Origin of the sequence: Glutamicibacter sp. AOP38-B1-38, from assembly GCF_052377485.1 — a bacterium.
Lineage (GTDB): Bacteria > Actinomycetota > Actinomycetes > Actinomycetales > Micrococcaceae > Glutamicibacter.
The window spans coordinates 1-15,875 of the sequence record NZ_JBQSWU010000010.1 but is presented as its reverse complement, the minus strand read 5'-3'; the positions used below and the strand labels follow the sequence as shown (position 1 = coordinate 15,875).

Sequence of the window (15,875 nt, the reverse complement as noted above, 5' to 3'; positions counted from 1 at the left end):
AGTCTTGGCGCTTGTTGGAATCGGAGCTCCAATTAGCTGGGATGTCCTGTTACCCCATCACCGAGCTTGGCTCATACGCAGCTTCCAGCTCTTGGGCGGTGGGCCTCTCACGGCTCGATTCTCGATCCCAGGGCACCGGAGCCAGATGGAATGTATTTCCGGGAGAAATAGAACCAATGCACGATGCCTTGGACTTTGTTGGCCCCATCGATGTGGTCTACACCTGGGTAGATGCCGACGATCCGAGTTGGCAGTCCGCGTATCGGCGGGCACTGCTGAAGGAAAAGGGTGAACTCGAATCAAGCGCCGCGGACTTGGGGCGATTTGTTTCTCATGATGAGCTCCGGTATTCACTGCGTTCGTTGGAAATGAATCTTCCCTGGGTTAATAACATATATCTGGTTACGGCCGCTCAAGTGCCCAAGTGGCTTGTAGATGAGCACCCAAAACTCACGGTGGTTGACCATGCAGAGATCTTCGACCCACGTTGCTTGCCAACGTTCAATTCGCATGCCATCGAATCACGGTTATCGTTCATCCCGGGTCTCAGCGAACATTTCATTTACGTCAATGACGACGTGTTCTTCGGGCAACCGCTTTCACCCAACACCTTCTTCGGACCGTCTGGGCAAGCCAAATTCTCCCTAGCTCAAGGGCACTTTGCGGATGCCACAGAGGCAGAACTTCCAGTCAACGTGGCTGCGGCAAATAATCGCGAGCTCGTAGTTTCATCCTACGGACGCACTACCTCGCGTAAATTTAAGCACGTCGCGCACCCGCAGCGACTCAGCGTTCACCGGCTGGCCCAAGAAAAATATGAAGTAGAACTGGCCGCTACGGCGAGGAATAAATTTCGCAACCCCGCCGATATTTCACTTCCGTCGTCGCTGGCGCATCAGCTAGCTGCCCGGACCGGTCAGGGATACCCTGCAGATTTCGACTACGCTTACTTAGATATAGGTAGTCCCAGCCTTTCAGTGCAGGCGCTTCGTCTAGCCCGGCGTAAACCGCCGCAAATGTTCTGCTTGAACGAGGTCCGGCAGCCAACAGACATCCAGCAAAGAGCGCGCGTTGTGAAGCAGCTGTTCGAAGTCCTGTATCCGTATCGTTCTTCATTTGAAAAATAGGTTCTGGCCGCAACGCCAGAATCTGAAAGTTAGTGACGCACAATTTTAAGGAATATCGTCAGTGGTTCTAAAGAAGCTTTCCGCGCAAACGCTGGTCCAGTCGCTCGTCAGCGATGTCCGCGGCCAGCGTCTGAAAAGGAAATCGTTCCGCTACTATGCCGGTCATCATACGCTTGGCCTGGAGTCACGCGACGGCGCCCTGCTCGTGGACGCGGAGCTGGATTACGCTCCCTCTGGCGTCTCGGTGCTGCATGGCCGGACCCTCGTGTTCAGCACAACCACGGATAACGTGGAACACGCAGATACCGGACGGATCACTGCCAAAGCGAAGATCGGGCTAGCAGCCCTGCTCGATGCATGGGAAGACTACCGTGCGCAGAAAGCTGCAGAGGCGAGCATCACCGTCCCGGATGATGACGACGTTGCGGTATCCGAAGAGTCCGCAGTGGACGACGAAGGTCTTCCCGCCGGCACGGTACGCTTGGCATTCACGTTCAACTGCCTCTTTGAAGACTTGCCCACCGGGATCGCCTGGGTACAGCTCGAACCCAATGGCGAGCTGATGCGCCGCAAGGAAGTCAAGGATCTTATTGCCGAGGAGGCACTAGTTCTCGACGGTCCGGTGATCGCTCACCGCATTATGGGTAGGTTTGAAAAGACCGAACTGCGCGATGCCGCTCACTTCCATGCGGGCGAACGCAGCGCCGGTGTCTACGTGAACAAACGTGCCGAGGTGTCCATTGGGCTGAACCGCGATGTTACGCACTCCTATCGGATTCGAACCGACAAGACGCAAGTCCAAGAGGGGGTATTCAGCCTCGCCGGGATTCTTGACACGCAAACCGATCGGCTGACCGGGGCGCACTTGAGCATTGTCGGGCGCCGCTCCCAATTGGTTTTTGAATCGCCCGTGGACCTGGCCTTGGACGATACTCTTGCGGACCGCCGATTTGGCAAGGCTACGTACTCTTGGAAGACTTCCTTGGACTTCTCCAAAGAAGACTGGTCATTGATCGACCGGGGCGATAACTACGATGTCTACTTGATGGTCACCTCCGAGGGAAACGACGAACCACGTCGCATCCGTGTCACCAGAACCCCATTCGTGGTCCGTTCAACCACCCGTGCCGGTGCGGTACAGGTGGGGAACCAGACGCTGGCAATCTCGCCGTACTTCACCTTCAAGGCCAAATCCACATCGTTGACTCTTGAAGTCTTCGACAAGGAGGCCTTCGCGGTCCTGGCCGATTCAAAGGCGCGGCATTTCCCGATTCTTGAGGCGGGGCGCAAGCCCATCTGGATTGTCGGAGAGCTGTCCTACAAAGCTCAGGACAATGGGCTGCACTTGTTCCGCTATTTGCGTGCCGAGCGCACGGACATCGATGCCTACTATGTCATTGACGAGAATGCCCCGGATCTGCGCAACTTCGACTCGATGGACCATGTTGTTTTCCATGGCAGCAAAGAGCACTTCGAGTTGGCCATTAGGGCATCCCGATTTGTCGGCACCCACCATGCGGACTATCTGTACCCCACCCGTCATCAAAGCTTTTCCTCACGGACCCGCGCAATCCGAGTCTTCCTCCAGCACGGTGTCATGGGCACCAAATGGATGGTGCCCAACTACGGAAAGAACTCCCCGGGCTTCACCACGGACTTGTTCATGGTGTCCTCCGAGCGCGAAAAGCAGTACATCGTCTCGGACTTCCTGTATTCCGCAGAAGATGTCAAAGTCACGGGCCTGTCGAGGTTCGACTCGCTGCTTGCCGAGGATATCTCAACCAACCAGAACATGCTGCTGATCATTCCCACTTGGCGGGATTGGATGCAGAACGAGGAAGCGTTCCTCGAATCCGAGTACCTGCAGCAGTGGAAGGATCTGCTCTCGTCTCCGGAACTCGCGGTATTGGCTGCCGAGCATTCGCTAGAGATTGTCTTCAGCCTGCACCCGAATATGCAGCACTTCCGCGAGCATTTCAAAGATACTCCGGCACGACTGATCGTTCAGGGCGAGGTCGACGTCCAGGAATTGATTAAAACCGCTGCGGTGATGGTTACCGATTACTCCTCGGTGGCTTTTGACTTCAGCTTCCTGCACAAACCGGTGCATTACTTCCAATTTGACCGTGCACGCTTCCTGGGCAAGCAAGGCTCGCATCTTGACCTGGATGCCGAGCTGCCGGGGCGTATCGCGTTTGATAGCGCGACCCTCTTGCAGGATCTTACGGAGACGATGGACCGGGACAAGGCCATGGAGGCCGAATACGTCCTGCGAGCAGACGCCTTCATGACCCACCGGGACCAAGGCAACAGCCAGCGAGTTACCGCTGAGATCGAGCAGGCCGCGTTGCGCCGCCGCTCGCAGGACGGATGGAAGGCTGAACTGCCTGAAAAGCTCATGCGCCGATTCCGGAAGGACAAGCGCTACTTCTCGGTCATGCGCGCCCTGTTCAAGGCCGTGTCCCGCACGCCGGCCGACGATAACCTGATTGTTTTCGAGTCGGGACTGGGCAAGCAATACGGCGACTCGCCGCGGTACATCTATGAAGAACTGGTTCGCAGCGGCGATACCCGCAAAAAGGTCTGGATCTATTCGGGTGCGCATCGCTTCACCGACTCCAACACGATCACCATCAAACGGCTTTCTCCCGAGTACTTCTGGTACTTGGCGAGGGCTAAGTACTGGGTGAGCAATCAGAGCTTCCCGCACTACCTGCGCCGTCGCAAGGAAGGCATCTTCCTGCAGACCTGGCACGGAACGCCGCTGAAGCATATGGCTTTGGATATCGAGGAGATCCATGGCCGTGATGAGGGGTACGTCCAGCGAGTGTTGAATGCCACCAACCAGTGGTCTCACCTCATCTCGCCGTCAAAATACACCACCGAGATCATGAAATCGGCGTATTCATTCTCTGGAATTGCCGCCGAACTTGGATATCCGCGCAACGACATCCTCATGTCCAGCGACGCGCCAGCTAGGGAGGCAAAGATTCGTGAAGGGCTTGGTCTGGCTCTGGGAGTGCAAACCATCCTTTATGCGCCCACCTTCCGAGATGACGCAGGAACAGGCCGCGGTCGATTCAGCTTCGAACTTCCAATGGACCTGGAGGAATTTGACCGGCGTTTTGGTGCGGACACCGTGCTGCTGCTGCGCATGCACGTGCTCGTCTCCAACGCGATCAGCATTCCGGAAGAGCTCCAAACGCGGATCATGGATGTCTCGAGCTACGCGGACATCCAGGAGCTATACCTGGCGGCAGACGTTCTGATCACGGACTATTCTTCGGTGTTCTTCGACTATTCCCTGCTGCGCCGACCGATCGTTTTCTACGCCTATGACTTGGAAAATTATCGGGATAACCTCCGCGGGTTCTATCTGAACTACCAGAAGGAAATGCCTGGTCCGATTGTCGAGACCGAAACGGAGCTGTGGGATACGGTGCAGCGAGCTCTGGATGGCAAGGACATTGGGGGAGCGGACCGTGAGAGCTTCATTGCCCGTTTCGCGCCACACGACGACGGATCAGCCTCACGGCGCGTCGTTGAACGCTTCTTCCCACGCAGTTCATAGCTAGCCAGTAAAGCCCGGCATCGATCTATCGATGCCGGGCTTTACTTCGGATGGCAGCCAACACGGCTGAAATATAGCTGATTGTCCGGGTAAATAGGGAAGAATCATCAGGTAGCTCGCGAGCCACCGATGGACAGCCTGCGTGATCCAGCACGGGCCGATGGTTAAAGGAACATTGTGAATAGATTTAGTACCCGCGTCATCCTAGGAATTGGACGACGTATCGAACATCGCGGCAAATTCCGCCTTGCCGCAATATTCTATGAACGGGCGCTGGCAACGAAACTCCTGAAATCCGACGAAATTCGCTTCCGGCTCGGATTCTGCCAGTTCAAGATGAAGAAATATTCCTTGGCCATGGTCAATATGGAATCCGCCATCGCGCACCAACCGCACCGCTTCGGCTGGATCCAAGCCCTTGCCATGAACATGCAGCGGATGAAAAAGTTCGACCGCGCCCTGGAGCTATTCGCGGCGGCTTGCGCTGGACAACCGCAAAATATTCGGTGGCACACCCGTTACGCCAAGTGCGCGGTTGCTGCCCGCAAGAAGGATCTTGCCGGGTCAATATTAGAGAATCTCGTCGTCAGGTTCCCTGCCGAGCCTTCGAGCTCCGCGTCCCTCGCAGATCATCTGCTTCAAACCGGGCAGCGATGGCGTGAGCTCGAAGTACGCCAGGCGTACGCCCCGGTGCACGAGCTTGAAGCCAAGTGGATGCTGCTCACCGGCCAGGCGGCACAATTCATGGCTCGGTTCGAAATATCCCGAGACTATTTCCAGCAGGCCACGGCACTGGATCCGGAGTATTCCAAGGCCTGGTATGGCCTGGCTCGTGCCTACGAGGAACTAGGCGAATACGAGAACGCACAACGAGCCGACGCCCAAGCCGTGCTCACCAGCAATGACCAACAAATATCGACGCTGGGTGTGGGACGGTTGCATGAACGAGCAAACGACTGGATGCGAGCCTCGGAATCCTACCGGGAAGCGTTGGCCGCCTCCAACAGCCCGGGGACGAGGCAAGGACTGAACTATCGCGCAGGCGAAGTGAACAGCAAGCTGTTCAATCTGGAAGCGGCAGCCAAGCACTTCGGCGACGCTCGCGAAGCCGCCACTACGGTCGAAGAGCAGGTACTATCGGCCTACGCCCAAGCCCGGGTCTACGCCCGCGCCGGCAATTTCGCCGGTGCCGCGGATACCTACTCGAGCTTTGTCGAATTGCTGCCGGAGCAAAGCCGTGTGGAAGAACCTGTAGCGCTCTACCGTTATGCCCATGCCCTGCACCGAATGAACGATTATGAACAAGCGGCAAGAGTGTACCTTCGGGCGGCTAGCGCGTGGGGCTACCTCGACGGAAAGCTGAAGGTCCCGGCCGCAGCCGGGCCACGCGCCGCCCACCATATCGACCTAGCACAGGCTGCCGAAGAACGCGGGCAGTGGGATGACGCCGCGGAAGCCTATCGAGATGCGCTATGGCACACCTCTACGACCCAACGGACGTGGCAGGCACGTGCAGGACAAGCACTGGCCAAGAGCGGTGAGCCGCGAGTTGCCTGCGATTACTTTGAGAATATGCTGCTCTTCACCGAGATTTCGGTGGCGGGTCTGGGAACCGCACTCAAGGGCGTGGGGCGACACCGGGGCGCCTTATACATTCACTCGAGCGAACAGCTTCCCCTGGATGAGAAGCTGGTGCTTTTTGAGTCTTCTCACGGAAAAAACGTGCATTGCCACCCTCTGGCCATTTACCAGGCCATGCGCCAAGACGAACGCTTCGACGGGTTCCGCTACGCGTGGGTCTACAACGACCACAACGAGGTCCCTGCGCAGCTTTCGGAAGATCTGGATGTAGCGATTATCAAGCAACACTCGGATGCTTATATCCGGGTGCTGGGAACCGCTAAATACCTGGTGAATAACGCTACTTTCCCGGCATATTACTCAAGGCGCGAGGGGCAGCAGGTCCTGAATACCTGGCATGGTACCCCGCTGAAATTCATGGGAAAGCTCGTCAAGGGCGCCGTTGGAGAACATAGAAATGTGCAGCGCAACTTCCTGCACACCACACACCTGATGGTGCCGAACCGGCACACGTTGAAGACGCTGTCGCAGGATCACGACCTGGACGGGATGTTCCCGGCTACGGTGGCACTGACCGGCAGCCCACGTGTTGACTCGATGGTGAACCTCAGCGCGCAGCGCCGTGCAGAAATACTCACCGAGCTGGGGATTGATCCGCAGAACCATGAACCGGTCGTGCTCTTTGCCCCCACCTGGCGCGGACAGCTCAACGACCGAAGCTATAACGTGGATTCGTTGGTGACGGACGTAGCCAAAATGGCGCGCGGCGACCACCAGATGCTGTTCCGCGCGCACCGCTTCGCCGAACAGCTCATTGGCGACGCGCAATTGGACGCCACAGTGGTTCCGGCGTCGATCGATACCAACGAACTTCTAGCCGTTGTCGACGTGCTGATCACAGACTATTCATCGATTTTCTATGATTTTCTCCCGGCGCGAAAGCCCGTACTCTTCTACACCCCGGACTTCGAAGCCTATGATGCCGAACGCGGGCTGTATTTCGAGCGCGAAAGCTGGCCCGGAGAAGTCAGCGACAGCATTGACGATTTGGTCAGCAGCCTGCGCCAGACGCTGCAAGCCCCAGCAGGCACCGCGCACCCAAATTTCGAGGAGAATCTTGCAGAGTTCGCTCCGATGGAGGATGGAAACGCGAGCGCACGGGTCATCGAATTCTTCTTCTTTGAAGATCAGGCGCACGTACTCGCCCCAGAGGCCGACGCTCGGACCAAACTCCTCTTCTACCAGGGCCCATTCAAGCCCAACGGAATCGCAACAGCCTTCGTGAACCTGATTGGCTCCTTGGATCCCGACAAGTACCTCGTCGCGGTGGCAGTGGACATGAACGCGACGGGTTCCGACCCGGCGGCCATGGAAATCCTCAATTCGCTGCCCAGCCATGTGAAGGTGCTGCCGCGCGCAGGAGCCACGGCGATGTCCGCCGAGGAACGCTGGGTATCGGATTCTTTCCATGCCCAGCGCGGTTTCAGCTCGGCAGAGGCAGAGAATATTCATCTGGGCACCATGGCGCGGGAAATGAACCGCAGCTTCGGCTCCGCTCGCTTTGACATGGCCATCAATTTTGAAGGATATTCACGGTTCTGGGCCGCGCTCTTCGCCGCGGCCCACAGCCACGCAGCAAGCACGAGCATCTACCTTCACAACGATATGGTGGGCGAATGGCTGCTGCGCTTCGGCACCATGCCAGGCTTGTTCGCCACCTACGGCCACTATGACGCCCTCGTTTCGGTGACCGACAGCGTGGGGGAGATCAATCAACGGCAACTAGGTGAACAATTCGGTATCGACGAATCAAAATTCACCGTCTCGGAAAACCTGCTGGATCTGAACAAGCCCTCGGATTGGGCAGAACTGTCCGAACCGGTGCACGAGTTCAGCGGAGAGGGGTTGACGATCTTCGCGAATATGGCACGACTTTCCCCCGAAAAGGGGCAGGCAAAGTTGCTGCACGCATTCGCTCGGGTGCACGCCGCTCATGCAAATACCCGACTGTTGCTCATCGGCGACGGACCGTTGCGTCTGAGCCTCGAAGAGCAGATAACCGAACTTGGCTTATCCGGCCAAGTAGTTATCACCGGTCTGCTAGCCAACCCGTTCCCGACCTTGAAATCTGCCGATTGTTTCGTCTTCTCCTCGGACTATGAAGGACAAGGACTCGCAATGATCGAGGCGATGATGCTGGGCCTACCGGCAATTTCCACCGACGTCGTCGGTTCGCGCAGCGTCTTGACCGGAGGATTCGGACTGCTTGTCGAAAATTCCGTCGAGGGATTGGCCGAAGGCATGGAACATCATCTCAACGGGTACAAGGCCGAGCTTGAGTTTGATGCCGAACGCTACCAATTGCAGGCGCTAGAACAATTCGAAACTCTGGTGAAATCGCCAGTGCCTACCGGTTCGCGCCTGGGCTAGGAGTCGAGCAGGGCGAGCGACTCCGCCAGGAACCGCGTCATGCTCGCGCCGGGCGTGATGTCCCCGAAGTACTTCTCAATGAGGGCATCACGTTCGGCGTCGTTGGTTTCCAGCGCTTCACGGACTAGATCGGCAGTGTGCGCGGCTTGAACTGAGCTTAGGCTCGGTAGCTGTTCCAATGCGGGGGAGTCGGCCACGACGGCCTCCGAGGACACGGGTGTGGTGATGAATATGGGTTTGCCGGTAGCAAAGAAATCGTAGGCTACAGCCGAGATGTCCGTGATGCAGGCATCCGCCTTATGCCATTGCCATCCCCAATGCGCGGTGTCGTCAAAGAGCAACCGTCCAGCTGATTTCGGATTCGCCGAATTGAGTCTTTCCCGGATCTTGGCCACGTCCGCGCCGAATTGTTCAACGTTGACCCCGGACCGAGGATGCGGGCGGAAAATGACGTTGAAGCCTCCGTCATTGATCAACGAATCGATGACCTGCACGCCGTGGCTCGATACCGATCCGTAGTTCATTGACGGACGGTCCCCTTCCCAGGTGGGCGCATAGAGCACCGTGGGCAGCGCGCTATTCAGCGCATAGGGAGCCAGATATTCCGCATCAATCTGCGGCCGGCCAACCAATCGGGTTCGCTGCTCGACATCATAGTTACGCAAGTTCAGCGCTAGCCGGTCACGTGCGGCCTGGCCTGCACTGAAAACATAGTCATAGGCTTTGAGCTGGTTAGACCACATATAGGCCTTTTCGCTTTCCCCATGGCAGATGAACACGTGGTTGGGTTCGTTGAAGCGGAGCATCTGGAAGTTGCGGATGTTCTGATTGATGTAGAACACCACGTTGAGATTCTGGGAATCAACTAATTCTTCGATGTCGCCAATTGTGGGGGCAAGATACACGGGAAGCGGGCATTCTTCAGACAAGGCCAGCGCGGTACCGGCGTTGCGGGTAATCACCACGACCGGAGCGGACTCGGCCAAGTGCTTCAACGGCTCATACCACTGGCGGATCTGATACGCATTGACCATCGCATCGGCAAAGTACAGTGCCACCCGATACCGTTGCTCACCGGTGGGCTGATGGAATAGGTGCCGAGCGTGCCGCTGGACGTAAGCGCGCTGCTGGCGGGCGTCCAAGCGCATCTTGGCAAATTTAGCTGCACCGGCCAAAACTGGAATCGCGCGCATTTATCCCTCTCATGAACCTCAGAAACTCATGAATCATTCTATGCAAGAGATTATTTCGGTAACTGGTAGACAGGCCAAATGGCCGAAAAATTTCAAATCGTGTGATGATCTGGGCTCATGCAAGCAAAAATAGCGGAAATGGGTGCCTTTTTGTCTTGATGCAAGAGGAAGGTGCGATATTGTGTGTTTAGTGCAACATTGATTCTATGCCGTTTGAAGCGTTCCCGGTTTGGGAAGTGAGCGTCAATCAAGCTAAGATGAAATGTCGGACTATGTTTTTATAGGAGTCATCATTAGCGATAAGCGTTCTGATCGATCGTCACATGGCGCACTCGATCGCAACTCGCCATTGGTTATATCAGCCATGGACCTTGGCCGAGCGCCGGGATCCATGAAGGCTCTTAACGAACAAGTTCCGGCACCCGCTGATGTGGGTAACGCACTCATTGGTATTCGTGGAGGATCTGAGATTTCCTTAGATCTTCGCCTCGAAGCTGTGCACGAGGGAATTTTGGTATCCGGCATTGCCACGGTGGAAATCGCTGGCGAATGTGGACGGTGCCTTGCGCCTATCGGGTTCAACTACGGGGCTGATATTCAGGAACTCTTCTACTATGAAGAGAGCGATGAATTCGAAGAAGATGATGATGTAGATCAGTATTGGGTTGTCGGTGACTATATTGACATCGATCCGGTATTGCGGAACGCAGTGGGCACAGCCCTACCGTTCCAGCCGGTATGCCGGGATAATTGTTTGGGCCTCTGCAATGAATGCGGAGTCAGCCTCAACGATGAACCTGAGCACCACCACGAGGTAGTAGATCCTCGTTGGGCAGCGCTTGCGCAGCTGTCCGAGGCCGCCACAGAAGATGTGGCAACAGATAAAACGTCAGACGAGAGAGAAGAGAAGTAGTCGTGGCTGTTCCAAAGCGGAAGATGTCCCGTGCGAATACTCGTGCCCGCCGTTCACAGTGGAAGGCTACCGCACCGAGCTTGGTGAAGACCGTTGAAAACGGCCGCGTAACCTACAGCCTGCCTCACCAGGCAAAGGTTGTCACTGACTCAGCAGGTACCGAGTTGTTCCTTGAATACAAGGGTCGCAAGGTCGCAGACGTCTAAGACATGTCTTCTAAAGAAGAACTTTTGAAGCGTCTCGGAATCGACATCGATTCCGAGACGCTTCATCTTTCGTTGACCCACCGTTCGTACTCATACGAAAACGGTGGCATACCCACTAATGAGCGCCTGGAGTTTCTTGGCGACTCCATCTTGGGCTTTAGCGTTGCAGAGCACCTCTATAAGACGTGCCCCGATCTCCCTGAAGGCGATCTAGCAAAGCTGCGTGCCGCAGTAGTCAGTACCCGCGCCTTGGCTGATATTGCCCGAGGCCTCGAACTCGGCCAGCACATTCTCCTGGGCCGCGGCGAAAGCCAGTCCAACGGTGCTAACAAGTCTTCCATCCTCGCTGACACCGTAGAGGCCCTTATTGGCGCCGTCTATCTGGTGCACGGCATGGATGAAGCGCGTGACATGGTGATGCGCCTCGTTGGCCCGCTGCTCTCCGACCCGCAACTGCTCGGCGCTGCCACCGACTGGAAAACCGTCATCCAAGAAGAAGTCGCCGCCGCCAAAAACGGCGAAATGCGCTATGCGGTTACCGGATCCGGCCCTGACCATGCTCGCTCATACGTAGCGGAACTGCTCATTGGCGATAAGCTGCACGGAAAAGGCACCGGTCCGTCGAAAAAGGAAGCCGAGCAAGAAGCCGCGCGGAACACGTGGAATATGCTTCACCCCGGTGAAGATCTCCCGAAACGCTAAGGCACGGATATGCCTGAGCTGCCGGAGGTAGAAGTTGTCCGTGAAGGACTAGATAAATGGGTTCGCGCGCGATTGATCGAGTCTGCCCAGGTCCTGGATCCGCGGTCCGTTCGGCGGCATGCCGACGGTGTGCGCGATTTCGAAGAAACCCTGGCCGGATGCACCCTGGCTTCGGTCGTACGTCGGGGCAAGTTTCTCTGGATGGACCTCGAAGGCCTTTCTGAGCCGGCAGCCTTGGTGGCGCATCTTGGAATGAGTGGCCAGCTCCTGGTCGAAGAGCCAGATGCGCCGGATGAAAAGCACCTGAAGGTCCGGTTGTCGCTCAGCGAACGCAGCGACGCACCATCCGAGCTGCGCTTCGTCGACCAGCGAATTTTTGGCGGAATGTTCCTGTCCCCGCTGGTGCCGACCGCGGATGGGCATCCAGGCGGTGCCGGCAGCGATAAACCGTGTATTGCACAAGCCGCCGCGCATATAGCCCGAGATGTCTTGGACCCCTACAGGGACACTGCTTCGCTTTATCTTTCGCTGCGCAAACGAACCACCGATCTGAAGAGGGCGATTCTTGACCAGACGGTGATCTCCGGTGTTGGCAATATCTACGCCGACGAGGCGCTTTGGCAGGCAGGACTATCCGGGCTCCGTAACACCGCGACCATCAGGCGCCCAGAGGTCGAACGCCTGGACGCGGCACTCATCGATGTGATGTCCCGTGCGCTAGACGCCGGAGGAACCAGCTTCGACTCCCTATACGTCAATGTCAACGGCGCCAGTGGCTACTTTTCCCGGTCCCTGAACGCCTACGGTCGCGAGGGCAAGGCCTGCCAACGCTGCGCCGGAAACGGGCGAGAATCGGTGATCCGCCGAGACCCTTTCATGGGACGCTCCTCGTACAGCTGCCCTGTATGCCAGCCGCGGCCTCGGAATCGCGGGCTACAGTAAATTCGGTTTTAGTTGCGTGCCTAGAAACTGTTCTTTTGCTTATTCCGTGGGTGGCAATTGTCTTGCTAAGCTTGACAATAAGTACGACTCCGGAAGTATTAACTGCACGCTTGATGTCCGGAAACAGAATGTATTACGTGGATTTGTAACATAATTAAATATTTTATGGCAGGGATTGTCGCCAGATTTATATTATCGACTTATTATTTAAGGATTATCAGTGAAACTCGATTCTCAAGAATCTAAGATACTGCTTTGCGATTCCTTTTTTATCGGAATGTCTCAAGCAACCAATGAAGAGATCAAAGTGTTCTTCACAACTAACGCGACCAGAATTCCAACGCGTTACGGTGCGATCGGTTACGACTTGCGAGGGAGATGGGCTGACGGAGCAGATCGAACGAAGGCACGATATTTCCACGGTTTGCTTTTCATGCAAGGTTGGGCAAAGTATTTAAGCACGCAGGGTGTATCACGTGATTTCGACGTAGCCGCTAATATTATTCAAGAATGGCGGTCTTTGCATCCCTTTGAGTCAACCTCGAAGGAATCGATGGCCTACCACGATGAAACAACGGCTCAACGATTGAATATCGTACTTGGAATTATCCTCGCGTGCGAGTATAGGTCAATAAACTATGATTTGACCCGCCTGCGTGAGTTTGCAGATGAAACAGCTTCACTTCTCCTTCGAGAAGAATTCCATAGTGGATTGAACAACCATGGAATGTTCCAAGACATTGCGTTAAGGAATTATGCAGTAGCGGGGAGCTGGACAACGAAAGTCAGCCGACTGAGTGCACTTCACGTTAGCGCTGATCGCCTTTGTAAATATTTCCTGCACGCTTTCACCTCAGAAGGTGTTCATGTTGAGAATACCCCCACTTATCACCTAATGGTGGCTCGAAGCCTCAAAGCTCACCTGGATATTTTACGTGCGATAGAGTCAGACCATACTGAAGTCCTAGAAGATCTGTTGGACAAAGCCGCTGATTATGCTACCAACGTGATAATGCCAAATGGAACCTTTCCACCTATCAGTGACACTACGAAGATGGATCTACGCGGATCCGCAGGCAAGATCTTCGATTCTCACTTTGCCTACGCTTGCACGGCTGGTGCTACTGGCGCGAAGCCCAATATTGGATCTAAAGCGTATAAAGATAGCGGATATGCTATATACCGGTCAGACTGGGATTCTGCTGAAGCAACTTACCTGTTATTTCAAGCTGCCTACAATAATGATTATCATAAACACTCGGATGACTTATCCGTAATAATCTACTCTGGCGGGCGAGAGATAATAACTGACCCAGGCCCATATAGCTATAATTATAAGGACCCATTTTCTAGATATGCTTATAGCCAGTTCTCGCACAATAATATAGTTGTAGACGGTAAATCTTTGCCCCGCACAGACTCTAAGGCTTCATCAGTTCGCATTACTGACTTTCAGATTGATGATGAAAGATTTAAAGTTATTGGAGAAAATGGACGATTTCATGACACTAAACATATACGTGAGATCGAAATTTTAGGCGAGAAGAGAAGCGAATCTATAAATATTAAAGATTCTCTTATTTCGGATTCTTACCATGAATTTACTCAGCATTGGAACATAGCCGTGGGACTTCATGTGGTACCTCATGGGAACGGATTCGAGGTTTTTGACGGAACGCGTAAGGTTCTGGACGCTTTTATTGAATCTGAGTTTGCCATTAATGTAGATGTTGTGAATGGAGTAGAAAAACCAGGGGTAATAGGTTGGTCTTTTCCGAAGTTCGGGGAAAAGAAAACGGCAAACGTTGTTCGTGTGACTTTTTCTGGAAAAGGCAACCTTGAATTAGATACTAGATTTAATATATCTAAATTTAACTATGTAGATCGAGGGTTGGTAGCCGGTTCTGCTAGCGGCTGGAAGCGCTTCGAAGGCGAGCGGGGATTGAACTACCTTGAGGAAGACACTTCTTCAGGTGACCCGAATTCACCGCTCGTGTTTGTTTTTTCCGCAATGGCACCGGTAGGAAACTTTTCCTATAACTATAAAGCAACGATCGACAAAATCACTTGTCACGCTTTTTATATACTGGATGACTTCGGTGATCAAGGATCTTATTATCTTCAAGAAAATTCCGATAGATCTATATTCAATACAGTTCAATCATTTATTACGACACAAATACGCAAGTTCGGATCAGAACGACCTGTCTATTTCGTAGGGAGTTCTAAGGGTGGGACTGCAGCACTTCTACACGGCCTATTATTTGAGGGGGCTAAGATCTTTATCGGAGCACCTCAGACTAAAATTGGATCATTTGTTGAGAAACCCCATCCGAATGTTTTGAGTTATATGACGGGTGGCGTATCACAGGAACATATTGACTCGATCGATGAAGTGCTATTCCAAGACCAATATTTTTCCAACGAGTCTTGTGAAGTAACCATTGCAGTGGGTTTAGCTGACCATCACTATAAGAATCATATCCTTCCGTGGCACGATCGAGCTTTAAAAAATAATCTCAAAGTAAGGTTGATTCTTCTAGATGGTACGCCTCATTCCGAGATTGGTAGTGTTTATCGTGGACTGCTTCATGACGAGTTAACGGATGCTAACAGTGGTGGGAGACCGAAAGGACCCAAAGTGGCTAGCCAACACGTCGCCGATCTTGCTGGTGAAGTCGGCCAACATAGAGTTTGGTTCGACACCATTTCTCAGCGACTTTTTGCCACTTGTGAACCTATTCGTGGAACTGAAGTTTCATTTAGGCTGTATAAGGACAACGATCTAGTTGATAGTCAGTCCTATAGAATAGAAAATTTCACCTCATGGGCTAACCTGACAGCAGGTAAATATCGGGTTAGGTTTTTCAGAAGAAGAAAGAATTCTGCGGATTCCGCAAAGATAACGAGTCCATGGGTAGAGATTTAGGATTCATTTATACAATCTAAAATTGCTATATATTATTTGGACACTAGCAGCAGTTCACCCCGTTATGTTGTTGACAGCGCCATATCACCGAGGAACAGGAGGAGCTGTTTGCCGACAAATCTCGGCATGGTGTTTTGCCCCTGTCTAATCAATAATCTTAATTTTCTATATCTCTAATAGATCTTGTCAGGAGTGGTACCGCTCTTTCGCAACGTGACTAATTTTATATCTGGCGACGATTTCGTCTGCCTTGTGATAGACCCGTCCGTTGCGCAGAAGGG

Annotated in this window: 9 protein-coding genes; 8 read left to right on the top strand and 1 reads right to left on the bottom strand. The window is 54.1% G+C overall.

Going from position 1 to position 15,875, the window contains the following annotated elements; genetic code table 11:
* Positions 1–176: 176 nt before the first annotated feature.
* The 3 genes from ACT3TP_RS07485 (at position 177) to ACT3TP_RS07475 (ending at position 8,709) form a co-directional block, all read left to right on the top strand.
* Positions 177–1,127, top strand: a complete 951-nt coding sequence (locus tag ACT3TP_RS07485) for a stealth conserved region 3 domain-containing protein (RefSeq protein WP_444620136.1) — start codon at positions 177–179, stop codon at positions 1,125–1,127.
* Between the two features lie 61 nt (positions 1,128–1,188).
* Positions 1,189–4,698, top strand: a complete 3,510-nt coding sequence (locus ACT3TP_RS07480) for a CDP-glycerol glycerophosphotransferase family protein (RefSeq protein WP_444620134.1) — start codon at positions 1,189–1,191, stop codon at positions 4,696–4,698.
* Between the two features lie 177 nt (positions 4,699–4,875).
* Positions 4,876–8,709 (top strand): CDP-glycerol glycerophosphotransferase family protein, encoded by a 3,834-nt coding sequence (locus tag ACT3TP_RS07475; protein WP_444620132.1) that lies wholly within the window; start codon positions 4,876–4,878, stop codon positions 8,707–8,709.
* Here ACT3TP_RS07475 and ACT3TP_RS07470 read toward each other — a convergent pair.
* Positions 8,706–9,902: a CDP-glycerol glycerophosphotransferase family protein gene (locus ACT3TP_RS07470; protein WP_105569195.1), complete on the bottom strand. Its 1,197-nt coding sequence runs from the start codon at positions 9,900–9,902 to the stop codon at positions 8,706–8,708. The two genes, ACT3TP_RS07475 and ACT3TP_RS07470, sit on opposite strands and share 4 nt — an antisense overlap.
* Positions 9,903–10,293: 391 nt before the next feature.
* Here ACT3TP_RS07470 and ACT3TP_RS07465 point away from each other — a divergent pair, with 391 nt between their 5' ends.
* The 5 genes from ACT3TP_RS07465 to ACT3TP_RS07445 all read left to right on the top strand — a co-directional run bounded on the left by ACT3TP_RS07465 (position 10,294) and on the right by ACT3TP_RS07445 (position 15,594).
* Positions 10,294–10,815, top strand: a complete 522-nt coding sequence (locus ACT3TP_RS07465) for a YceD family protein (RefSeq protein ID WP_096287240.1) — start codon at positions 10,294–10,296, stop codon at positions 10,813–10,815.
* Between the two features lie 2 nt (positions 10,816–10,817).
* Entirely contained in the window at positions 10,818–11,021 is a 204-nt protein-coding gene (rpmF, locus tag ACT3TP_RS07460) for a 50S ribosomal protein L32 (RefSeq protein WP_060701450.1), read from the top strand.
* 3 nt (positions 11,022–11,024) lie between these two features.
* Entirely contained in the window at positions 11,025–11,723 is a 699-nt protein-coding gene (gene rnc, locus ACT3TP_RS07455; protein ID WP_105569194.1) for a ribonuclease III, read from the top strand.
* Between the two features lie 9 nt (positions 11,724–11,732).
* Positions 11,733–12,665 (top strand): bifunctional DNA-formamidopyrimidine glycosylase/DNA-(apurinic or apyrimidinic site) lyase, encoded by a 933-nt coding sequence (mutM, locus tag ACT3TP_RS07450; RefSeq protein ID WP_444620129.1) that lies wholly within the window; start codon positions 11,733–11,735, stop codon positions 12,663–12,665.
* 220 nt (positions 12,666–12,885) lie between these two features.
* Entirely contained in the window at positions 12,886–15,594 is a 2,709-nt protein-coding gene (locus tag ACT3TP_RS07445) for a heparinase II/III domain-containing protein (RefSeq protein ID WP_444620127.1), read from the top strand.
* Positions 15,595–15,875: the final 281 nt, after the last annotated feature.

Coding starts and splice junctions, on each gene's coding strand:
- rnc (WP_105569194.1), top strand. CDS start 11,025: ATGTCTTCTAAAGAAGAACTTTTGAAGCGTCTCGGAATCGACATCGAT.
- ACT3TP_RS07465 (WP_096287240.1), top strand. CDS start 10,294: ATGAAGGCTCTTAACGAACAAGTTCCGGCACCCGCTGATGTGGGTAAC.
- ACT3TP_RS07470 (WP_105569195.1), bottom strand. CDS start 9,902: ATGCGCGCGATTCCAGTTTTGGCCGGTGCAGCTAAATTTGCCAAGATG.
- mutM (WP_444620129.1), top strand. CDS start 11,733: ATGCCTGAGCTGCCGGAGGTAGAAGTTGTCCGTGAAGGACTAGATAAA.
- ACT3TP_RS07485 (WP_444620136.1), top strand. CDS start 177: ATGCACGATGCCTTGGACTTTGTTGGCCCCATCGATGTGGTCTACACC.